This window comes from Streptomyces lienomycini, assembly GCF_027947595.1.
In the GTDB taxonomy this organism is placed as follows: Bacteria; Actinomycetota; Actinomycetes; order Streptomycetales; family Streptomycetaceae; genus Streptomyces; species Streptomyces lienomycini.
Window position 1 is genome coordinate 3,692,328 of the sequence record NZ_CP116257.1, and the last position, 24,277, is coordinate 3,716,604.

Annotated in this window: 5 protein-coding genes and 2 pseudogenes; all 7 read left to right on the plus strand. The window is 72.4% G+C overall.

Annotation, left to right across the window (positions count from 1 at the left end):
- The first annotated feature begins 79 nt into the window (after positions 1–79).
- The 7 genes and pseudogenes from BJ961_RS16630 to BJ961_RS16665 all read left to right on the plus strand — a co-directional run bounded on the left by BJ961_RS16630 (position 80) and on the right by BJ961_RS16665 (position 24,244).
- Positions 80–7,858: a non-ribosomal peptide synthetase gene (locus tag BJ961_RS16630; protein WP_271413616.1), complete on the plus strand. Its 7,779-nt coding sequence runs from the start codon at positions 80–82 to the stop codon at positions 7,856–7,858.
- Positions 7,858–8,586 (plus strand): condensation domain-containing protein, encoded by a 729-nt coding sequence (locus tag BJ961_RS16635; RefSeq protein ID WP_271413617.1) that lies wholly within the window; start codon positions 7,858–7,860, stop codon positions 8,584–8,586. Before BJ961_RS16630 ends, BJ961_RS16635 begins: the two co-directional genes overlap by 1 nt.
- Positions 8,587–8,588: 2 nt before the next feature.
- Positions 8,589–11,261: pseudogene (locus BJ961_RS36135) on the plus strand (non-ribosomal peptide synthetase); the annotation flags it as partial.
- A 121-nt stretch (positions 11,262–11,382) separates the two neighbouring features.
- A pseudogene (locus tag BJ961_RS16645) lies at positions 11,383–20,664 on the plus strand (amino acid adenylation domain-containing protein); the annotation flags it as partial.
- The gene (locus BJ961_RS16655; RefSeq protein WP_271413619.1) at positions 20,661–21,560 is read left to right on the plus strand and encodes an alpha/beta hydrolase; all 900 of its coding nucleotides are present in this window, start codon (positions 20,661–20,663) and stop codon (positions 21,558–21,560) included. The pseudogene BJ961_RS16645 and the gene BJ961_RS16655, both read left to right, overlap by 4 nt.
- Complete coding sequence (locus BJ961_RS16660) at positions 21,557–22,849, plus strand: kynureninase (RefSeq protein ID WP_271413620.1); 1,293 nt, start codon at positions 21,557–21,559, stop codon at positions 22,847–22,849. The genes BJ961_RS16655 and BJ961_RS16660 overlap by 4 nt, the downstream gene beginning before the upstream one ends.
- Before the next feature lie 96 nt (positions 22,850–22,945).
- The gene (locus tag BJ961_RS16665; protein WP_271413621.1) at positions 22,946–24,244 is read left to right on the plus strand and encodes a cation:proton antiporter; all 1,299 of its coding nucleotides are present in this window, start codon (positions 22,946–22,948) and stop codon (positions 24,242–24,244) included.
- The last annotated feature ends 33 nt before the right edge of the window (positions 24,245–24,277 follow it).

A 24,277-nucleotide genomic window follows, 5' to 3' on the forward strand; every position in this document is an offset into this window, starting at 1 on the left:
CGGCTTTTGCTTGCCAGCCGATTCGGTGCCGGGGTGGTTCCGCGCTTCCAGTAGGAAATCTCGGAGGTCGTCGATCTTGTTGAACGCCGACACAAGGCTGCCCCTGCTGGCAGCACAGCGTGAGATCTGGTTCGCCGAACAAAGGCTGGGTGCCGGAAATTCGGTGTATCAGGTCGGCGAGTACGTCGATGTGCAGGGCGAGTTCGACACGCGGACCTTCGAGCAGGCGTTGCGGTCGGTCGTCGCCGATCTCGACACCGTGCACAGCCGGTTCCACGAGAACGGCGGCGGTGTCGGACAGACCGTCGACGCGAGCCGGCCCTGGGCGCTGCGCACCGTCGACCTCTCCGAGGCGGACGACCCGAAGGACGAGGCCGACGCGTGGATGCGGCGGGAACTCGCCACCCCGTCCGATCTGGCCGACGGCCCGCTGTTCGACTTCGCGCTGCTGCGTCTGGGGCCCGAACGGCACCTGTGGTATCAGAACTACCACCACATCGCCATGGACGCCTACGGCTCCTACCTCGTCTCGCGCAGGGTGGCCGAGGTGTACACGGCACTCCGCGAGGGGCACGCTCCCGGACCGAACCGGTTCGGCACGCTGCGCGAACTCGCCGACGAGGACACCGCGTACCGCGACTCCCAGGGCTTCCGGCACGATCGCGACTTCTGGCTGGCACAGCTGGGCGGGCGGCCCGCCCCCTCCCCGCTGATCGGTCGCGCCCGCGGGACGGCCACGGAGTTCCGCAGCGTGACGAGCCGGCTGTCCGAGGCAGGGCTGGACGCCGTCCGCGCGACCGCGCGCGCCGTCCGCGTGCCCTGGCCGGTAGTGGTCACCGCAGCCGCGGCACTCCACGTCCAGCGCCTGACCGGTGAGGAGAAGGTCCTCCTCGCCTTCCCGCTCACCGCTCGCGCGAGCCGCCTGGCCCGGCAGACGCCCGCCACCCTGGCCAACGTCCTGCCACTGCGCCTGACCATCGCACCGGACCTGACCGTCGCCGCGCTCCTGGAGCATGTGGCCGCGCAGATGGCCGAGGCCGTCGCACACCAGCGATACCGCGGGGCGGACCTCCAACGCGATCTCGGCATGGACGCGGCCACGTCCCTGCTGCCGGTCGTCAACGTCATGTCGCACCCGTACGACCTGCGGTTCGGCGACGCCCGCGGCACCATGCGCAACCTGTCCTCCGGCCTGGTGGGCAACCTGCTGTTCATGATCTGGGACCGCCAGGACGGCGACGGCCTGCAGATCGACGTCAACGGCCGAGGCGACCTGGGACTGGCCGGCCACCGCGACGCGTTCACCGCGATGCTGGAGTCCTTGGTCGCCGCCGGCCCGGACCAGCCGGTGGACCGCGTCGGCCGCACCGCCCCGGTGTCCGTCACGGAGCGGGACACCGCCGGACCGGGCACCGACACCCTGCCCGAGCTGTTCGCGGCCCGGGTCGCCGACACCCCGGACGCGCCCGCGCTCACGGCGGACGGCGCCACCTGGTCCTACCGGGAACTCGACGAGCGCGCCAACCAGTTCGCCCGCGTGCTCATGGCACGGGGGACAGGGCCCGAGGACGTCGTCGCGGTGGCGCTGCCCCGCACCGCCGAACTCGTCGTCGCCCTGCTCGGCGTGCTCAAGTCCGGTGCCGCCTACCTCGCCCTCGACCCGGACTACCCGTCCGCCCGCATCGAGTACATGCTCCGCGACGCGGCACCCAGGCTGCTGGTCACCTCCTCGGCGGCGGACGTCCCCGCAGGCCACGAGTACCTGAGCATCGACACCCCCGAGTACCTCGCCGAGGCCGCCGACCACTCCCGTCAGCCGCTGCGGGCCGAGGAACGGCATCGGCCGCTCGACCCGGGCTGCCCCGCGTACGTCACCTACACCTCCGGGTCGACGGGCCGGCCGAAGGGCGTGGTCACCACCCACGAGAACGTCGCCCGCCTCTTCGCCACCACCCGCGGACGGCTCGGAATCGGCCCCGACGACGTATGGACCCTGTTCCACTCCGCCGCGTTCGACTTCTCCGTGTGGGAGATCTGGGGCGCGCTGCTGCACGGCGGCCGACTCGTCGTCGTGCCGTTCGAGGCGACCCGGGCGCCCCGCCGCCTCCTGAACCTGCTCGCCGACGAACAGGTGACCGTGCTCAGCCAGACGCCCTCGGCGTTCTACCAGCTCATCGCCGCCGACCAGGAACTCCCCGACACGGGCCGCCGGCTGGGGCTGCGCCTCGTCGTGTTCGGCGGCGAGGCGCTGCAGCCCGCCCGCCTCGCCGACTGGCGCCGCCGGCACACGCCCGGCGGCCCGGCGCTGGTGAACATGTACGGCATCACCGAGACCACGGTCCACGTGACACACGTCGAGCTGAAACCCGAACACGGCCCGGACAGCGTGATCGGCGTCCCGCTGCGCGACCTGACGGTGCACCTCCTGGACGAACGGCTCCGGCCGGTACCGGTCGGAGCGATCGGCGAGATGTACGTCCGCGGCCCCGGCCTGGCCCGCGGCTACCTGGGCCGGCCGGGGCTCACCGGGCAGCGGTTCGTCGCCGACCCGCAGGGACGCCCCGGCGAGCGCATGTACCGGACCGGCGACCTGGCCCGCCGCGACCCGTCGGGCAGCCTCTCCTTCGTCGGACGCTCGGACGACCAGGTGAAGGTCCGCGGCTTTCGCATCGAACCCGGGGAGGTCGAGTCCGCGCTCGCCGAGTGCCCCGGCGTGGCGCTCGCCGCGGTCGCCGTCACCGAGGAACGGGAGGACGACCGGCGGCTGGTCGCCTACGTGGTCGCCGAGGAGGGGGCCGACCCCGAGCCGGAGAAGACCAGGGAGGCCCTCCGCGCCCGCCTCCCCGAGTACATGGTGCCCAGCAGGATCGTCCGGACCGACACCCTGCCGCTGACCGCCAACGGCAAGCTCGACCGGACCGCGCTGACCACGGCGACGAGAGCGCCGCGGCCGCCCGCCGGTGAGCCCGCCTCGCGGCTGGACGTGATGCGCGCGCTCTTCGCGCTCGTACTCGACGAACCCGAGGTCGGCCCCGACGACGACTTCTTCGACCTGGGCGGCCACTCCGTCCTGGCCACCGCACTGCTCACCCGTATTCGGTCGACCTTCTCCGCCGAACTGGACCTGCGCGACCTGTTCGACGACCCGACACCGCGAGCCGTGGTGGCCGCCCTGGACAACGCCGGTGCGGCCCGGCCGGCCCTGGTCAGGCGGGAACGCCCGGCCGTTCTCGAGGCATCCCGCGCGCAGCGCCGCATGTGGTTCCTCCAGCAGATGGAAGGTCCCGGCGCCGCCTACAACGTCCCCTCCGTCCTGCGGATCGGCGGACCCCTCGACGTCGCGGCCCTGAGCGCGGCACTCGGCGACGTGAGCGCGCGCCACGAAAGCCTGCGGACCGTCCTGCCGTACGTCGACGGCCGCCTCCTCCAGCAGGTGCTGCCGCCCACCGCGCCCACCCTGCGGGCCACACCCGTGAACGAGGCGGAGCTGGACGGACGACTCGTCGCCTGCGCCCGCCGCGTCTTCGATCTCGCCGTCGAACCGCCCCTGCGCGCCGACCTGTTCACGACCGGCGACGACGAGCACGTCCTCTCGCTCGTCCTGCACCACTGCGCCTGCGACGCGATGTCGACACCGCTGGTCGCACGCGACCTCGAACGCGCCTACGCCGCCCGGGTCACCGGCCGCGCCCCCCGGTTCGATCCGGTACCGGTGCGGTACTGCGACTACACGCTCTGGCAGAACGACCTGCTCGCCGCGGACGGAGCCGGAAGCGGCCTCCTGGACAGCCAGGTCGCCTACTGGCGCAAGCAGCTGGCGGGCCTGCCCGAGCAGACCGAGCTGCCCACGGACCGGCCCCGGACGGCCGTCGCCTCCTACGCCGGCGACCACCTCGCGGTCCGTCTCGACGCGGACCTGCACCGCCGGCTCGTCGACCTGGGCCGCGCCTCGGGCGCCAGCCTGTTCATGGTCCTGCACGCCGGACTCGCGGCCCTGCTGTCCCGCCTCGGCGCGGGCGACGACATCGCCGTGGGCAGCCCCGTGGCGGGCCGCCTCGACGAGGCCCTGGACGACGTGGTCGGCGTCTTCGTGAACACCCTCGTCCTGCGCACCGACGTGTCGGGCAGGCCCACGTTCACCGAACTGGTGCAGCGGGTCCGGGAGACGGCCCTGACCGCCTACGCCCACCAGGACGTGCCCTTCGAGTACCTCACGGACGTCCTGGCCCCCGAACGCTCACTGGCCCGCCACCCGCTGTTCCAGGTGATGCTGGGCCTTCAGGACACCCCGCCCGCCGGTGAGTTCTCCCTGCCGGGCCTGACCGTCTCCACCGAGCTGGGCCGGACGGGGACCGCGAAGTTCGACCTCTTCTTCAGCCTCGTCGAGCGGCGGGGCGGCGACGGGGCCCCGGCCGGACTCGACGGCTACGTCGAGTACGCCTCCGATCTGTTCGACCCGGACACGGTGCGTGCCCTGTTCGACCGGTTCGTGCGGCTGCTCTCCGAGGCCGTGGCCGACCCCGCGGGGCCCGTCGACCGCTTCGGCCTGCTCTCGGCCGAGGAGCGCTCCCGGCTGCTCGACCGGCAGACCGCCGCCGTCCCGCCGTCCGGCGCCACCGTCACCGGCCTCTTCGCCGGGCAGGCCGCCGCCACCCCCGGCGCCGTCGCGGTGAGCGGACCGGGGCACGAACTGACCTACGCCGAACTCGACGCACGATCCGACCGGTGGGCCGGCGCCCTGACCCGGCGCGGAGTCCGCACCGGTGACACCGTCGCCGTGGCACTGCCCCGCTCACCCGACTTCGTCGTCGCGCAGCTCGCGGTACTGAAGGCGGGCGCGGCCTACGTGCCGATCGACCGCCGTTACCCCACCGCCCAGGTCGCCTCGATGCTCGACGAGACCCGGCCGACGGTCGTCCTGACGTCGGGTTCCGCCGACACCGGCCGGCTCCCCGAGACCGCGGCCGACCTGGTGCCGCTCGACGACCTGGACGACGGGGAAGGCCCGGACCACCCGGCTGGCCCGTACCCGCACTCCGCCGCCTATGTCATGTACACCTCTGGCTCGCAGGGTCGGCCCAAGGGCATCGTGGTGACCCACCACGACATCGTGGCCCTCGCGACCGACTCCCGCTTCGGCGACGGAGTCTGCGCCGACGTCCTCGTCCACTCGCCCGCGGCCTTCGACGCGTCGACGTTCGAGGTGTGGGCACCGCTCCTGCGGGGCGGCAGGCTGATCGTCGCGCCGCCGCACGAGATGGACGCCGAGGAGTACGCCGACCTGATCGCCCGCCACCGGCCGAGCGCGCTGTGGCTCACCGCCGCGCTGTTCGCCGTCGTCGCCGAGTACCGACCCGACTGCTTCACCGGAGTGCGCCAGGTGTGGGCCGGAGGCGAGGAGATCGCGGCGCCGATGGTCCGGCGCGTGCTGGCCGCCTGCCCCGGCACGGTGGTCGTCAACGGCTACGGACCCACCGAGACCACCACCTTCGCCACCAGTCATCCGGTGTCGGACCTCGCGCCGGACGCCCGCGCCGTACCCATCGGCCGACCGCTCGACGGCATGCGCTCCTACGTCCTGGACAGCGGGCTGCAACCACTGCCGCCGGGCGCCACGGGCGAGCTGTACCTCGCCGGAGCCGGAGTCGCACGGGGCTACCTCGGCCGGCCCGCGCTGACGGCGGAGCGGTTCGTCGCCGATCCGTTCGGCCCGGTGGGGGAGCGGATGTACCGCACCGGCGACCTCGCCCGCTGGAGCACCGACGGAGTACTGGAATACCGGGGACGTACCGACCGCCAGGTCAAACTGCGCGGCTTCCGCGTGGAGCCCGGCCAGGTGGAGGCGGCTCTGCTGCGGCACCCCGCCATCACCCAGGCCGTGGCCGAAGTGCGCCGCGAGGACGCGGGGGAGCCGCGACTGGTGGCCTACGTCGTGGCCGGGGAGGGAGAACGGCCCACCAGGGACGCGCTGCGCGCCTTCGCGCAAGAAGTCGTCCCGGAGTACCTGGTGCCCCACGACATCGTCTTCCTCGCCGCTCTGCCGGTCACCGCGCACGGCAAGCTCGACCGGGCCGCACTGCCCGACGCCACCGACCGGACCGCCGGACGCGCCCCCGACGGACCGGTCGAGCGGCTGCTCTGCGACCTGATGGCCCGGGTGCTCGGGCGGGGCGGGGTCGGCGCCGACGACGACTTCTTCGCTCTCGGCGGTGACAGCATCTCCGCGATCCGTCTGGTGAGCAGCGCCCGCGGCGAAGGAGTGACCTTCACCGTCCGGGACGTCTTCGCGCACCGGACGGCCGGGGGCCTCGCTCGGACCGCCGACGCGCCGGACGACGGCACGGGCCGTGACGGCGAGGACATCGGCACCGGGACGGTGCCGGCCACGCCGATCGTCAGCTGGCTGCGTGAACGCGACGCACCCGTTGGCCGGTTCGCCCAGTCCCTGCTGCTGTCCTGCCCGGCCGGCCTCTCCTACGAGGCACTCCTCACCGCCGTACGCGCGGTGACCGACACCCACGACTCCCTGCGCATCCGGCTGGTGGACCAGGACGGAACCTGGAGTCTGGAAGTCCGGCCGCCCGGCAAGGCCCCCGTCGACGACACGGTCCGGCGCATCGACGCCACCGGTCTCGGCACCGCCGATCTCGCCGAGCGGGCCCGCGCCGAGGTCGAGGACGCGGCGGCGGAACTCGACCCGTACGCCGGGCGGATCGCCCGCGTCGTCTGGTTCGACGCCGGACCGGAATCCGCCGGACGGCTGCTGCTCGTCGTCCACCACCTGGCGGTCGACGGCGTCTCCTGGCGCATCCTCACCGACGACCTGATCTCGGCCCACACCCAGGCGGCGGAAGGCCGCACACCGGTGCTGCCGCCCGTCGGCACCTCGCTGCGACGCTGGTCCGAACGGCTCACCGAGCAGGCCACACGGCCGGACCGGCTGGCCGAACTGCCCGACTGGATCGACGTCCTCTCCGCACCCGACCCGCTGCTCACCGCGGAACCGGCCGACTCCCGGCTCGACTTCGTGAACGACGCCGTCGACGTCGTCGGCACCCTCCCGGAGGACACCACGGGCCCCCTGCTGACAGAGGTCCCCGCCGTCTTCCACTGCGGAGTCGAGGACGCCCTGCTCACGGCGCTCGGCCTCGCCGTCACCGCCTGGCGCCGCGACAACGGACTCGAGACGGCCGGGGGCGTCCTCGTGGACGTCGAGGGCCACGGCCGCGAAGACGTCGTCCAGGGCGCCGACCTCTCCCGCACACTGGGCTGGTTCACCACCATCCACCCCGTCAGGGTCGATCCGGGCCGCGTCGGCGGGCAGGCGGTCACCTCGGGCGCCCCGCGCCTGGGAGCCGCGCTCAAGCGGGTCAAGGAGCAGGCGGCGGCCGCGCCCGACGGAGGTATCGGGTTCGGCCTGCTGCGCCATCTCGCCCCGGGATGCCGCGAGGTGCTCGCCCGCCTCGGCACACCGCAGATCGGGTTCAACTACCTCGGCCGCTTCGCCGCTCCCGGCGCCCCGTTGGGCGACGCGCAGGGCTGGGACATGGCACCCGAGGCGGTCATGGTGACGGCCGCCGACCCCCGGTTCCCCGTCGCGCACGGCCTCGAGCTCCACATCGTGGTGCACGACGGCCAGGCGGGCCCCCGCCTGACCGCCACCTGGTCCGGCGCGCGACGACTGTGGACCCGGGAGGCTCTCACCGACCTCGCCGGCCGTTGGACGGTGGCCCTCCAGGGGATCGTCCGGCACGCCCTGCGGCCGGAGGCCGGCGGCCACAGCCCCTCCGACTTCTCGGTGGACGACCTGAGTCAGCACGACGTCGAACAGCTCGAAGACCTGTGGAGGACCCGGTAATGACCCGCGGCAGCATCGTCGACGTCCTTCGACTGACACCCATGCAGGAGGGGATGCTGTTTCACGCGTTGTATGACGTGGATGGTCCTGATGTGTACATGGTGCAGCAGGTGTTTGATGTTGCGGGGCCGTTGGATGTGGAGCGGTTGCGGGGTGCGGTGCAGGCGTTGGTGGTGCGGCATCCGAATCTGGGGGTGTCGTTTTCGCAGGTGTCGGACGGTCAGCCGGTGCAGGTGGTGCCGGCTGAGGTGTGTGTGCCGTGGTCGGTGGTGGATCTGGGCGGGCTGGGTGAGGATGCGGCCCGGGTGGAGTTGGAGCGGTTGGGGCGGCGCGAGTACGGGCGGCGGTTCGATCCGGCGTCTGGTCCGTTGCTGCGGTTGATGGTGGTGCGGCTGGGGCGGGAGCGGCATTGTCTGCTGTTGACGAGTCATCACTTGTTGTTGGACGGGTGGTCGACGCCGATTGTGGCGCGTGAGCTGTTCGCGTTGTATGCGGGTGCGGTGTTGGGGCGGGTGACGCCGTTCCGGGAGTTTCTGGGGTGGCTGGGGCGTCAGGATGTCCGGGCGGCGCGGGGGCGTGGCGGCGGGAGCTTGCGGGGCTGGACGGGGCGACGCGGTTGGTGGGGGTGGAGGCGGCGCGGGTGCCGCGGTTGCCGCGGCGGGTGGTGGTGGAGGCGTCGGCGGGGTTGTCGGGTGGGCTGGGGGTGCGGGCGCGGGAGTTGGGGGTGACGGTGAACACGCTGCTGGAGGCGGCGTGGGGGGTGGTGCTGGGGCGGGCGACGGGCCGGCGGGATGTGGTGTTCGGTTCGGTTGTTTCGGGGCGCAGTCCGCAGGTGCCGGGTGTGGAGTCGATGGTCGGGCTGTTCATCAATATTGTTCCGGTGCGGGTGCGGTTGGTGCCGTCGCAGTCGCTGGCGGAGTTGGTGGGCGGGTTGCAGGCGAGCCGGTCGGCGTTGGATCCGTTCCAGCATCTGGGGCTGTCGGAGATCCAGCGGGTGGCGGGTGTCCCGGATCTGTTCGATTCGATGATGGTGTTCGAGAATTATCCGTGGGACGGTCCGGCGCGGGATGTCGCGGCGGGACTCGGCAGCGGTGTGGTGGTGAGGCCGTTGCTGGAGCGGGGCAGGGATGCCACGCATTATCCGCTGACGCTGGTGGTGGCGCCGGGTGAGCGGTTGTATCTGCGTCTGGACTACCGCGACGATCTCATCGGTCAGGACACGGCTCGCGCGTTGCTGGAGCGTCTCCAGCGGGTCCTGGGGGAGATCGCCGAGCGTCCTCAGGCTCTGACGGGCCGCGTGGACGTGACGAGTGCGGCGGAGCGTGGTCTGCTGCTGGAGGAGCGCAACCGGACCGGGCGGGCCGGTGATCTGGTGCTGCTGCCGGATCAGTTCGAGGCGCAGGCGGCGGCCACGCCGGGGGAGCCGGCGGTGTGTTTCGGGTCCCAGGTGTTGTCGTACCGGGAGCTGAACGTGCGGGCGAACCGTCTCGCGCACGCGTTGATCGCCCGCGGGGTGGGTCCGGAGAGCACGGTCGCTCTGGCCCTGCCGCGTTCACCCGCGCAGGTCGTCGCGATCCTCGCGGTCCTCAAAGCCGGTGCCGCGCACCTGCCCCTGGACCCCGGCCATCCCGCCGCGCGTATCCGGTTCATGCTCGACGACGCCCGCCCCGCCCTCTGCCTCACCAGCCAGGACATCGCAGAGCACCTGCCTCGGGCGGAGGCAACCCCTCTCCTGGCCCTGGACGATGCGGAGACGGCGGCACTGATCGACGCGTGCCCGCAGTCCAATCCCACCGCTTCGCAGCGGACGGGGGTGCTGGGGCTGCTGAGTCCGGCGTATGTGATCTACACGTCCGGGTCGACGGGCCGGCCCAAGGCGGTGCAGATGACAGGGCTGGGCGTGGTGAACATGCTGCGCTGGCACCACGACCAGTTCGGCGGGGGCCCGGGGACCCGGACCGCGCAGTTCACCGCGATCAGTTTCGACGTGTCGGTCCAGGAAGTCCTGTCCACCCTCCTGACGGGCAAGACCCTCATGGTCCCCGACGAGGACACCCGCCGCGACATGGAAGCCTTCACCGCCTGGCTCGCCGAGCACCGCGTCAACGAACTCTTCGCCCCCCACACCGTGCTCGAAGCCGTCACCGACGCCGCCCTCGACACCCACCAGCCACTGCCCGACCTGCGGCACATCGCCCAGGCCGGAGAAGCCCTCACCCCCAGCACCCGCACCCGCAGCTTCTACCGGAACACCCCCCGCACCCTCCACAACCACTACGGCCCCACCGAAGCACAAGTCCTCACCGCCCACACCCTGCCCACCGACCCCGACACCTGGCCCCTCACCCCACCCCTGGGCCGGCCCGTCGACAACGTCCGCGTCTACCTCCTGGACGACACCCTCCAACCCGTACCCCCGGGCACCCCCGGCGAGCTCTACACCAACACCCCCGGACTCGCCCGCGGCTACCTCAACCAGCCCGCCCTCACCGCCCACCGCTTCACCGCCGACCCCTACGGCCCCCCCGGCCGGCGCATGTACCGCACCGGCGACCTCGCCCGCTGGAACACCCACGGCCACCTCGAATACCTCGGCCGCACCGACCACCAACTCAAAATACGCGGCCACCGCATCGAACCCGCAGAAATCGAAACCGCCCTCACCCAGCACCCCCACATCACCCAGGCCACCGTCCAACTCCACCACACCCCCACCGGCGACCCCCGCCTCATCGCCTACACCGTCCCCACCCCCCACACCCCACCCGACCCCCACACCCTGCGCACCCACCTGAGCACCCAACTCCCCGACCACATGATCCCCACCACCTACATCCACCTCACCGCCCTCCCCTCACCCCCAACGGCAAACTCGACCACACCGCCCTGCCCACCCCCGACCTCACCACCACCACCGGCCGCACCCCCGCACCCCCAGGAACACATCCTCTGCGACCTCTTCGCCCACACCCTCGGCCTGCCCCACACCCACCCCGACGACAACTTCTTCGACCTCGGCGGCCACTCCCTCCTCGCCACCCGCCTCACCGCACGCATCCGCACCACCCTGGACACCGAAACCACCCTGCGCACCCTCTTCGAACACCCCACCCCCGCCCAACTCGCCACCCACCTCACCACCCACACCAACACCACCACACGCCCCCACTCACCCCCAACCCCGACCCGAACACCTCCCCTCTCCCACGCCCAACGACGCCTCTGGTTCCTCCACAAACTCCAAGGACCCACCCCCACCTACAACATCCCCCTCGCCCTCACCTTCCACGGACCCCTCAACCACACCGCACTCCACCAAGCCCTCAACGACCTCACCACCCGCCACGAAACCCTCCGCACCACCTACCCCGAAACCAACGGCCACCCCACCCAACACATCCTCACCCCCCAACAAGCCACCCCACCCCTGCCCACCACCCACACCACCCCCAAAACCTCCCCCACCACCTCACCCACCAAGCCCGCCAACCCTTCCACCTCCACACCCAAACCCCCTCCGCGCCCACCTCTACACCCACACCCCCACCCACCACACCCTCCTCCTCACCCTCCACCACATCGCCGGCGACGGCTGGTCCCTACGCCCCCTCGCCACCGACCTCACCCACGCCTACACCCACCGCACCCACCACACCCCACCCACCTGGCAACCCCTCACCATCCAATACGCCGACTACACCCTCTGGCAGAACAACCTCCTCGGCACCCACCACCACACCCACAGCCTCCTCACCCAACAAATCACCTACTGGACACAGCAACTCGCCAACCTCCCGGAAGAGTTGGCCGTGCCAACCGACCGGCCGCGTCCGGAGGCCGCCTCGTACCAGGGCGACTACCTGACGGTGGAGTGGGACGCCGAACTCCACAGCGCCCTGGACACCCTGGCCCGACGGTGCGGAGCCACCCTGTTCATGGTCCTCCAGGCAGGGCTCGCGGCCCTGCTGTCCCGGATCGGCGCGGGCGACGACATCCCGATCGGCAGTCCGATCGCCGGGCGGACCGACCAGGCCACCGACGACCTCATCGGCTTCTTCGTCAACACCCTGGTCCTGCGCACCGACACCTCCGGCAACCCCACCTTCGACGAACTGGTGCGCCGAGTGCGCGAAACGGCGCTCAACGCGTACGCCCACCAGGACGTCCCCTTCGAGTACCTCGTCGAAGTCCTCAACCCGGCCCGCTCGCTCGGCCGGCACCCGCTGTTCCAGGTGATGCTCGCGCTGCAGAACGCGCCCAAGGCCGCGTTCGACCTCGACGGCCTGGAGGTCACCGTCTCCCAGGCCCGCACCGGCACCGCCAAGTTCGACCTGTTCTTCAGCCTGGCCGAGCACCGTGACGACTCCGGTGCGCCGTCGGGCATCGAGGGCGCAGTCGAGTTCGCGGCGGACCTGTTCGACGCCGACACCGTGCGCGGCCTGTTCCTGCGGTGGACGAGGCTGCTCACCGAGGCCGCCGCCGACCCCTCCCAGCGCCTTGGCGAGATCGACGTACTGGAGGCGGCGGAACGGCGGGAGCTGCTCCACGACCGCAACGCGACGCGCGCCGAGGGTGCGCGGTCCACGTTCGCCGAGCTGTTCGCCCGGCAGGCCGAACGGGCACCCGACGCCCCTGCTCTCCTGGCCGGGAACGAGGAACTCACCTACGGTGCCCTGCACGAGCGTTCCGACCGCCTCGCCCATGTGCTCGCCGGCCATGGAGCCGGTCCGGGCCGCCTGGTCGCGGTGGCGCTGCCCCGTTCGGCCGACCTCGTCACCGTGCTGCTGGCGATCGCGAAGACCGGTGCCGCCTACGTGCCGCTGGACCCCGCCCACCCGGCCGCGCGGACCGGGCTGATCCTTCGGGAAGCACGCCCCGCGCTCCTCGTCGGCACCTCGGCGACCCTGGCGGAGCTGCCCGAGCACGGCACGGTGCCGCTGGCCCTCGACGCCCCGCAGCTCAGGGCCGCGGTCGCGGACGCGCCGAGAGGGGCTTCGCGGGTCCGGACCGGCCCGCACGACGCCGCCTACGTGATCTTCACCTCCGGTTCGACGGGCCGGCCCAAGGGCGTCGTCGTCGAGCACGGATCACTGACCAACCTCCTGCTGGGCATGAGGGACCTCGCCCCGCTGGGTGACGAGGACGCGCTGCTCGCGGTCACGACGATCTCCTTCGACATCGCGGCGCTGGAGCTGTACCTGCCGTTGATCAGCGGCGCGCGGGTGGTGCTCGCCGAGGAGGAGACCGTCGCGCAGCCCGCAGCCGTGGTCGAGCTGATCCGGCGGGCCCGGGTGAGCGTGGTGCAGGCGACACCGTCGTGGTGGCAGATGGTCGCCGCGCACGACCTCGACGCGCTGCGCGGACTGCGCGTGCTCGTCGGCGGGGAGGCCCTGCCCCAGCCGTTGGCCGACCGGCTGCGGGAGGCCGGCCGCGACGTTCTCAACGTCTACGGCCCCACCGAGACGACGATCTGGTCGACCGCAGCCGCCCTGACCGGCCGAACCGACACCGCGATCGGCCGCCCCGTCCGCAACACCCGCGTCTACGTGCTGGACGAGTGGCTGCAGCCGGTTCCCACCGGGTCGCTGGGCGAGCTGTACATCGCCGGCGACGGCCTGGCCCGCGGCTACCTGGGCCGGCCGTCCCTGACCGGACAACGCTTCACGCCCGACCCGTACGGCCCCGCCGGAACACGCATGTACCGCACCGGCGACCTCGTGCGGTGGACGGTAGACGGACACCTGGAGTTCGCCGGACGCGCGGACCACCAGGTCAAGCTGCGCGGCTTCCGGATCGAACTCGGCGAGATCGAGTCGGTGCTCGCCGGACACCCCGAGGTCGGACAGGCCGCGGCGGTGGTGCGCGAGGAACGGCCCGGGGACCGGCGGCTGGTGGCCTACGTCGTGCCGGACTCCGACGGCACCTCCCCGGACACGGACCAACCCCTGGCGCACGACCAGGTCGACGCCTGGCGCGACCTGTACGACACGCTGTACGCCTCGTCCGCCCCGGCGTCCTTCGGCGAGGACTTCGCCAGCTGGAACAGCAGTTACGACGGCCGGCCCGTGCCGCTGGACGAGATGCGCGAGTGGCGCGACCACACGGTCGAGCGCATCCGCGAACTGCGGCCGCGCCGTGTGCTGGAGATCGGAGTGGGCACCGGCCTGCTGCTGTCGCGCCTGGCCGCCGACTGCGAGAGCTACTGGGGTACGGACATCTCCCCGTCGGTGATCGACACTCTCCGCGGGCACGTCGCCGCGGACGGACGGCTCGCCGAACGGGTGAGTCTGCTGGTGCGACCCGCGCACGACACCGAGGGCCTCCCGGAGGGGCACTTCGACGTCGTGGTGCTGAACTCGGTGGTGCAGTACTTCCCGCACGCCGGGTACCTCCGGCGCGTGATCGAGGAGGCGCTGCGACTGCTCGCCCCCGGCGGCGCCGTCTTCCTCGGCGACCTGCGCAACCTGCGCCTCCAGCGCACGTTCGTCACGGGCGTCCAGGCAGCCCGCGGACGCGGCGATGACGGCGCCGACGAGTTGCGCCGGGCGGTCGAGCACGGAGTCATCCTGGAGAAGGAACTGCTCGTCGACCCCGATTTCTTCACCGTGCTGCACCATCGTGTCCCCGAACTGGCCGGACACAGCGTCCAGGTCAAGCGCGGCCGGGCACACAACGAGATGACCCGGTACCGCTACGACGTGGTGCTGCGCAAGGCGGGAGGCCCGGACGCCCACCGGATCCCCGAACCGGGGCGGCTGCCCTGGCCCGAGGGCGGCCTCGCCGCCCTGGCGGCACACCTCGACGGCGACCGCCCCGAGGCGGTACGGGTCACCGGCGTTCCGAACGGCCGCATCGCACACGAGGCGGCCCTCGCGCGAGCGGTCGCCGACGGCACCCGGTTGCCCGGCACACCGGTGGGCGACACGGGCGACGCGGAGACCCCGGTCGGTACCGAAGACCTGTACGACCTGGCGGCGGCACACGGCTACCGGGTGTGGGTCACCTGGTCGGCGACCGACCCCAACGCCCTGGAGGCCCTCTTCGCCGACCTGGGCGCCCCGTCGAACCTGGCGACCGCACACTGGCCCCCGGCGCAGCTGTACCGGCCGGCCGTCACCGCGTCCTCGCGGGCCGAACTGTCGTCGTTCACCAACAGTCCGCTGACCGGACGCGACACCGGAGCACTCATCGGCCGCCTGCGCGACCACGTGCGCGGGCAGCTCCCGGACTACATGACACCGGCGGCCTTCGTCCTGCTGAACGCCCTCCCGCTCACCCCCAACCGCAAGCTCGACCGGAAGGCACTGCCCGCGCCCGACATCGCCGTGAGCGGATCGTCCCGCGAAGCGCGCACCCCGCAGGAGCACATCGTCGGCGACCTGTTCGCGCAGGTGCTCGGCCTGCCACGGGTGGGCGTGCACGACGGCTTCTTCGACCTCGGCGGCCACTCCCTGCTCGCCACGCAGCTCATCGCCCGGCTGCGCACCATGTTCGGGGTCGAACTGCCGCTGCGTGTGCTGTTCGAGGCATCCACCCCGGCCGGTGTGGCCGCCCGGCTCGACGAGGGTGGCGCGGCCCGGCCGGCACTGGAGCGCAGGCAGCGCCCCGAGGTGCTGCCGCTGTCCTTCGCCCAGCGCCGCCTGTGGTTCCTCCACCAGATGGAGGGACTGGGCGGGATGTACAACCTCCCCCTGGGGCTGCGGCTGACCGGCACCCTCGACCGGCAGGCCCTCCAGATCGCGCTGACCGACGTCGTCGCCCGGCACGAGAGCCTGCGCACGGTCTTCCCGGACGAGGGGGGAGTACCGCGCCAGACGGTCCTGCCGGCCGAGTCGGCGAAGATGGTGCTCCACGACCACGCGGTCACGGCACAGCAGCTGAGCCCCGCCCTGGAGAGCGCCGCACGGTACCCGTTCGACCTGGCGACCGAGCCGCCGATCCGCGCGGACCTGTTCCGGCTCGCCCGGGACGAGCACGTCCTGCTGCTGGTGGTGCACCACATCGCCGGGGACGGCTGGTCGCTCGGACCGCTCGCCGCCGACCTCGCGCGCGCCTACGCCGCCCGCACCGCCGGGACGGAGCCGGGCTGGGACGAACTGCCGGTCCAGTACGCCGACTACACGTTGTGGCAGAACGAACTGCTCGGCGACCAGGACGACGCCGACAGCCTGCTCGCGCGCCAGCTCACCTACTGGACGGGACAGCTGGCCGGCGCCCCCGCGGCGCTGGAACTGCCCACCGACCGGCCGCGCCCGGCGGTCGCGTCCTACCGCGGCGACTACGTCACGGTCCGGATCCCGGCCGCGCTGCACGAACGGCTCGCCGACCTGGCCCGGCAGTCCGGCGCGACGCTCTTCATGGTGCTCCAGGCCGGCCTGTCGGCGCTGCTGAGCCGACTGGGAGCCGGCAGTGACATCGTCACCGGCAGCCCGATCGCGGGCCGCACCGACCAGACCCTGGACGAGCTGATCGGGTTCTTCGTCAACACCCTGGTCCTGCGCACCGACCTGTCCGACGACCCCACGTTCGAGCAGCTGCTGGAACGCGTCCGGGAGACCGCCCTGGCCGCGTACGCCCACCAGGACGTGCCCTTCGAGTACCTGGTGGAGAAGCTCAACCCGCCGCGTTCGCTGGGTCGGCACCCGTTCTTCGGCGTCATGCTGGCCCTGCAGAACGCGTCGGAGGGCACCTTCCAGCTTCCGGGCCTGCGTGTCGACATCGCCCCCGGACGCACCGGCACCGCCAAGTTCGACCTGTTCTTCAGCCTGGCCGAACAACGAGGCCCGGACGGCACGGCGGACGGCGTCTTCGGCGTCGTCGAGTACGCCGGCGACCTGTACGACGCGGCGACCGTGCGCGATCTCTTCGCCCGCTGGGTGCAGCTCCTCGAGTCGGCGCTGGACGCTCCCCAGCGGGCGGTGAGCGGGCTGGAGCTGCTCGCCGCCGACGAGCGGCACGAGATGCTCACGGCCGCGGTGGGCCCCGCCGTACCGACCGCCGCACAGGGACTGCCGCAACTGTTCGCCGCGCAGGCCGCGGCGACCCCCGACGCGGTCGCGGTCGCGGACGGGGACAGGGCCCTCACCTATGCCCAGCTCGACGCCTGGTCGGCACGGCTGGCCGCACGGCTGGCCGAGCACGGTGTCACCCGGGGAGGCGCCGTCGCGCTGCTGATGCAGCGCTCACCCGTCATGGTCGCGGCCATCCTCGCGGTACTGCGGGCCGGCGGGGCCTACGTCCCGCTCGACTCCCGCTACCCCGCCTCCCGCAGGCGGCTCGTCCTGGAGGAGACCGGTGCCGCGCTCGTGCTGACGGACGTCGCCTCGCAGGACGGTCTCGGTGACGCCGGTACCCCGGTGCTCGTGCTCGGCCCCGATCCGGACGGCCCGGCGGTCACGCCGGCGCCCCGCGTACGCACCGACGCGGACGACGCGGCCTACATCATGTACACCTCCGGTTCGACGGGCCGCCCGAAGGGCGTCGTCGTCACCCACCGCAACATCGCCGACTTCGTCGCCGATCCCTGCTGGCACGGCGGTGCCCAGCGCAGGGTGCTGCTGCATTCGCCGCTGGCCTTCGACCTGTCGACCTACGAGCTGTGGGTACCGCTCCTCACCGGCGGCCGGATCGAGCTGGCCCCGCCCGGGGACCTCGACACCCGCACCCTCGCCGACGTCATAGCGCGGCGGCGCATCACCTCGCTCTGGCTGACCAGCTCCCTGTTCAACCTGATGGCCGATCTGGAGCCGGAGTGCTTCGCCGCCGTCGAACAGGTGTGGGCCGGAGGCGAGCCGGTGTCCGTCGCGTCCGTCGGGCGGCTGCTCGAGGCGCATCCGCGGCTGCTGGTGGTCGACGGCTACGGGCCCACCGAGGCGACGACCTTCGCCAGCTACCACCCCGTGCCCGCCGCCGACGCCCCCGCGCTCGGCACGTCCGTGCCGATCGGAAGGCCGATGGCGAACATGGGCACCTACGTGCTCGACGCCGCCCTCCGACCGGTCCCGCCCGGCGTGGTCGGCGAGCTGTACCTGGCCGGAACCGGAGTCGCCCGCGGCTACCTGAGCCGTCCCCAGCTGTCCGCCGAACGGTTCGTCGCCTGCCCCTACGGGCCGCCCGGCCTGCGCATGTACCGAACCGGCGACCTCGCCCGGTGGACCCCCGACCATGTGCTGGAGTACGCCGGCCGCGTCGACCAGCAGGTCAAGCTGCGCGGCTTCCGCATCGAACCCGGCGAGATCGAGACGGTTCTCCTCGACCATCCGAGGGTCGCGCAGGCCGCGGCGGTGATGCGCAGCGACCTCGCCGAAGAGGCCCAGCTCGTCGCCTACGTCGTACCCGGCAGCGCCGAGCGCGACCACCGGGTGGAGGCCGAACAGGTCGGCGAATGGCTGGAGGTCCACGACTCCCTCTACGGCTCCGCGCACGAGGAGGACGCGGCCGAGGGCCTCGGCGAGGACTTCACCGGCTGGGTCAGCAGCTACAACGGACAGCCCATCGCCGCCCACGCGATGCGGGAGTGGCGCGAGCACACCGTCGGACGCATCCGCGAACTGAACCCCGCCAGGGTGCTGGAGATCGGTGTCGGCACCGGCCTGCTGCTCGCCCGAATCGCCCCCGCGACGGAGCGCTACGTCGCCACCGACTTCTCCCCGACGGTCGTCGACGCGCTGCGGCAGCGGGTGGCGGACGATCCCGCACTCGCGGGCCGGGTCGAACTGCACACCCGGGCCGCGCACGAACACACCGGCCTGCCCGACGGACACTTCGACACGGTCGTCATCAACTCGGTGGTCCAGTACTTCCCGAACGCCGACTACCTCACCGAAGTCCTCGACAGCGCACTGAGGTCGCTCGCCCCCGGCGGCTCCGTCTTCGTCGGCGACGTGCGCAACCTCCGGCTGCTGGACGCGTTCGAAACCGGGGTGCAGGCCGCCCGGACCGGCTCGCGCGACCCGGCCGTGCTGCGCGACGCCGTCTCCCAGGCGACCCGGCTCGAGAACGAACTCCTCATCGACCCCGACTACTTCACCGCCCTGCGCGCCCTCCTCCCCGACCTCGGCGAGGTCTCCGTGCGCCTCAAGCGCGGCCGTCACGACACGGAGCTGACCCGCTTCCGCTACGACGTGGTCCTGCGCAAACGGGACGGCCGAGCAGCCCCCGCCCTGACCACGCGGACCCTGGACTGGGCGAGCGCCGGCGGCCGTACCGGCGTCGCGGAGCGGCTCGCGGCGACCCGGCCCGAGGCGCTGGTCGTCACCGACGTGCCCAACCCCAGGGTCGGCGCCGACGTGGCCCTCGCCGGCGCACTGCGTTCCGGCGAGGCCGCACCCGCACCCGAGGCCGACGGCACCGTCGACGACTGGTACGAACTGGGGGAAGAGCTGTCGTACCGGGTCGCGGTCACCTGGTCGGACACCGCCCGCGACCGCGTCGACGTCGTGTTCGCCGACGCCGACGCGCTCCACGGGGCGCCCGACCCCCTCCCGGCCACCCTCGGATCGGCGCCCCTCGCCGCCGGTGCCCCGGAACCCGGTGCGCCCGAACCGGTGGCCCGCTTCACCAACGACCCGACCGCGGCCCGCGAAGACGCCGCCCTGGTGGCGTCCCTGCGGGAGTTCGCCCGCGAGAAGCTGCCCGCCTTCATGGTGCCCTCCGTGTTCGTCCCGCTGGAGGCGCTGCCGCTGACCCCGAACGGAAAGCTCGACCGGGCGGCCCTGCCGCGGCACGACCCCCGCCCGGGAACCGCCGCCAGGGCCCCGCGCACACCGCACGAACAAGTCGTGTGCGAACTGTTCGCGGAACTGCTCGGCCTGCCCTCCGTGGGCCTCGACGACAACTTCTTCGACCTCGGCGGGCACTCCCTGCTCGCCACCCGGCTCATCGCGAGGATCAAGTCCGCCTTCGGCGTGGACGTCGGCCTGCGGACCCTCTTCGAGTCGCCGACGCCCGCCGGGGTCGCCGGGCGGCTCGACATGGACGACTCCGACAGCGGATACGACATCGTCCTGCCGCTGCGCGCCACCGGCAACGAGCCGCCGCTGTTCTGCGTCCACCCCGGCGGCGGCATCGGCTGGTCGTTCATGGCCCTGGTGCGCCACCTCGACCCGGACATCCCCGTGCACGCCGTACAGGCCCGCAGCCTGGCACGGCCGCAGGACAAGCGTCCGCAGGACATGACGGAGATGGCCGCCGACTACGCCGACCACCTGGAGGCGACCTTCCCAAAGGGCCCCTACCGCGTCCTGGGCTGGTCCTTCGGCGGCCTGGCGGCCCACGCGCTCGCCACCGAACTGCAACGCCGGGGCAGGACGGTGGAACTGCTGACGGTGATCGACGTCCACCCCGGCTGGCAGGGACTGACCCACGACGACGTGCCCCCGCTCGACGACCAGAACATGCGCCCGCACCTGGAGTTCCTGATGCGTCTGGTCGGCCTCGACCCGGACCTCTTCGACGAGGACGTGTTCGTCTTCGACGAGGTCATGAAGCTGCTGCGCACCCGCGGCAGCGCCCTCGGCGCCCTGGACGAGGACCGCCTCCGCTCCATCATGGCGATCTCCGCCAACAACAACCACCTGATGATCGACTACCGGCCCGCCGAGTTCGACGGGGACATCCTGCTGCTCGCCGCCACCGACCAGCAGGACCCGGAGGCCACCGCCGCCGCCTGGGAGCCGTACCTCACCGGCGAGGTACGCACCGAGGTCGTCCCCGGCGACCACGGCACCCTGCTGTCCCGCCCGGGCTCACTGGCCCACATCGGGTCCGCCGTCTCCGCGGCGCTGCGCGCGAGGAGCGCGACATGAACGGACCCGACGACCGCCCGAGCCGGGCCGAACTGGACCGCGAGTACTCGCCGAGTCACCTGGTGCCGAGCCTCGGCCGCTACCTCGACGAGTACGCCGCCCGCAGCGCCGAGGCCCGCCGCGCCCCCGGGGTGCGGACCGGCCTGCGGTACGGGCCGGGCGCCGCCGACCGCCTCGACTTCTGGCCGGCGCCGTCCGGGCCCGCGCCCGTGCAGATCTTCGTGCACGGCGGCAACTGGCAGGAACTCACCGAACGCAGCTCGGCGTTCTCGGCGCCGGCGTTTTGCGAGGCGGGCGCCGCGTTCGCCGCCGTCGGATACGGCCTCGCCCCCGGCACACCGCTGGACGGGATCGTGGCCGCCGTGCGCCGGTGCGTCCGCTGGATCCACGACCGAGCGGACGACCTCGGAGTCGACCCGCGGCGGATGCACCTCAGCGGGACCTCGGCCGGCGCCCACCTGGCCGCGATGACCATGGTCCCGGAAGAGCCCGGCGAGCCCCCCGCAGCCGATCTGCTCGCCGGGGTCACCCTGCTCAGCGGGATCTACGACCTCGAACCGGTCAGCCGCTGCTACGTCAACGACGCGCTGCGGCTGGACGAGGACGCGGTACGCCGCAACAGCCCCGTCGGCCTGCTGCCGGCCACCGCACCCCCGGTCGTCCTGGCGCGCGGCGGCGTCGAGACCGGCGAGTACGTCCGGCAGCACGACCTCATGGCCGCGGCACTGCGCCGCCGTGGTGCCCTGGCGGCCGACATCGTGGAAGGCGACCGTGACCACTTCGACCTGCCCTACGACCTCGCGGACCCGTCGACGCCGCTCGGCCGCGCGGTGCTGGAACAGATGGGCCTTGCCGACGACGAGCGCGGCCAACGGCCCGCGGAGGTGACCGCATGACCACGAGCGCTCCCACATCCCGGTCGAGCCGCTTCGACGGCACACGCGAGGAAGCCGAACAGTACGACGCCTCGGACCCGTTGGGATTCCTGCGGGACCGGTTCGTACACGCCGAGCCCGACCTGCTCTACCTGGACGGCAACTCGCTCGGACGGTTGCCCGCCGACACCCCGGACTTCGTCGCCGACGTGGTCCGCGGCGGCTGGGGCCGCGGCCTGATCCGCTCCTGGAACGACTGGATCGACTGGAGCCGCGGGCTCGGCGACCGACTGGCGGAGCACGTCCTCGGAGCCCGCCCGGGGGAGGTGGTCCTCTCCGACTCCACCACCGTCAACCTGTACAAGCTGGCCTGGGCCGCACTCGACCTCGCCCCCGGCCGGCGCACCCTCGTGGTGGACGCCGAGGACTTCCCCACCAACCGCTACGTCGCCCAGGGTCTGGCCCGTCAGCGCGGCCTCGACCTGCGCGTCCTGCGCACCGACATGGACGGGGGACCGGACCTGGAGGAGCTGCGGGCGGCCCTGGACGACGACGTGGCACTGGTCGTCCTGTCCCACGTCTCCTACCGCAGCGGTGCGCTCACCGACATGTCCGCCGTCAACGCCATGGCACGCGAGGCGGGGGCCCTGGTCCTGTGGGACCTGTCGCACTCCGCGGGCTCGGTCCCCGTCCGCCTCGACGAGGACGGCGCGGACCTCGCCGTCGGCTGCACCTACAAGTACCTCAACGGAGGCCCCGGTTCCCCCGCGTTCCTCTACGTGCGCCGCTCTCTGCAAGCGCGGCTGAGGCAACCGGTCCAGGGCTGGTTCGGGCAGCGCGAACAGTTCGCCATGGCGGCCGACTTCGAACCGGTCGAGTCGGTGGACCGGTTCTTGACCGGAACCCCGCCGATGCTCTCCACGGCCGCGCTGGTGCCTGCCCTCGCACTGGTCGAGGAGGCGGGAGTCGACCGGCTGAGGGCCAAGGGGCGGCTGCTGGGCGAACTCGCCGTGGACCTCACGGCGCGCTGGCTGCAACCGCTCGGCTTCCGTCTGGCCTCACCTGCGCAACCGGAGCGGCGCGGCTCGCACGTCACCCTGTGGCACGCGGACGCCTGGCGGATCTGCCGGGCTCTGGCAGACGACGCGGGCGTCGTCTGCGACTACCGGGAACCCGATCGGCTGCGCATCGGACCCTCTCCGGCGTACACGCGCTTCACCGACGTGTGGGACGCGCTGGACCGGACCAGACGCCTGGTGGAGAGCGGCGGCCACACCCGGCTGCCGCGCGAGAAGGGACGCATCACCTGACGCCGCCACCCGTCCGCCGCGGACGGCACCGCGACGTACGCACCACTGGACCGCTGTCACCGGGAGCGCTCGGCTGTGAGTACCCATCAGGTGTCCATGCTCTTCGTAGCACTGGCGTCGATCTCGCTGCTGGCCTACGCGGCCGGCGCCCTGGCCCGGCGGCTGCGGCAACCGGCCGTCATCGGCGAGGTGGCCCTCGGTGTGCTCCTGGGACCCACACTCCTGAACGGAGCCCTGTCCGACACACTGTTCCCGGCGGACATCCGCCCCTTCCTCACCGCCCTGGCGAACATCGGCGTGGCCCTGTTCATGTTCGCCGTCGGAGCCGAACTGGACGCGGGCCTTCTGCGCGGACGCCGGGTGGTGGCCGGAACGGTGGCGGCCGGTTCCATCGCCCTGCCGTTCCTGCTGGGCGCGCTGCTCGCGCTGCATCTGCACGCCGGCCATCCGACCGACGACCGGGCGGGCTTCGTGCTCTTCATGGGCGCCGCGATGTCCGTCACCGCGTTCCCGGTGCTGGCGCGCATCCTCACCGACCGGGGCATGCAACGCACCTGGCTGGGCGCGGTCGCCCTGGCCTGCGCCGCGATCGACGACGTCCTGGCCTGGACGCTGCTGGCGGTGGTGGTGGCGATCATCGGAGCGGGCGGTGGATCGCAGTGGCTCCTGCTGCTGCTCGTGCCGTACGTGGTCCTGATGTTCACGGTCGTACGGCCGCTGCTGCGCCGCTTCCTGGAACACCGGCGACGGGCGGATCCGGAACACCCGGGCGCGCTGGTGGTGACCCTCGTCGGCCTGTTGTCGTCCGCCGCCTTCACCGAGTGGATCGGTCTGCACTTCATCTTCGGCGCGTTCATCTTCGGCGCGGTCATGCCGCGCCCCACCGCGCGGTGCGCGGCACCGGACGTCACCGGCCGGGTGCGCGAGCGCCTCTCCTACCTGAACGACCTCCTGCTGCTGCCGCTGTTCTTCGTCGTCGCGGGCCTCAAGGTGGATCTGTCCGGCATGAACGGCGCGGCTCTCGTGGAACTCGGCCTCATCCTGGCCGTCGCGGTGGGAGGCAAGTTCGCCGGTGCCTTCCTCGCCGCCCGGGCCACCGGCATGAAGAACCGGCCGGCGACCGCGCTGGCCCTGCTCATCAACACCCGTGGCCTGACCGAACTCGTCATCCTCACGGTCGGACTCCAACTGGGCGCGCTCGACGGCGAGCTGTACTCCACCATGGTGGTGATGGCCCTCGTCACCACCGCGATGGCCGGCCCGCTGCTGCAACTCGTCTACCCGGTCGGCCGAGCGCACCCGGCCCTTGCCACGAGCCCGGGCCCGCGTCCCGCCGGCGGGACAGCCGAAAAGGCGCCAAGTGCCCAGGCCGCCCCGGACCGCGGTCCTGATTGAGGAACTTCCTCGCCCGGTCGGCGCCCGATAATC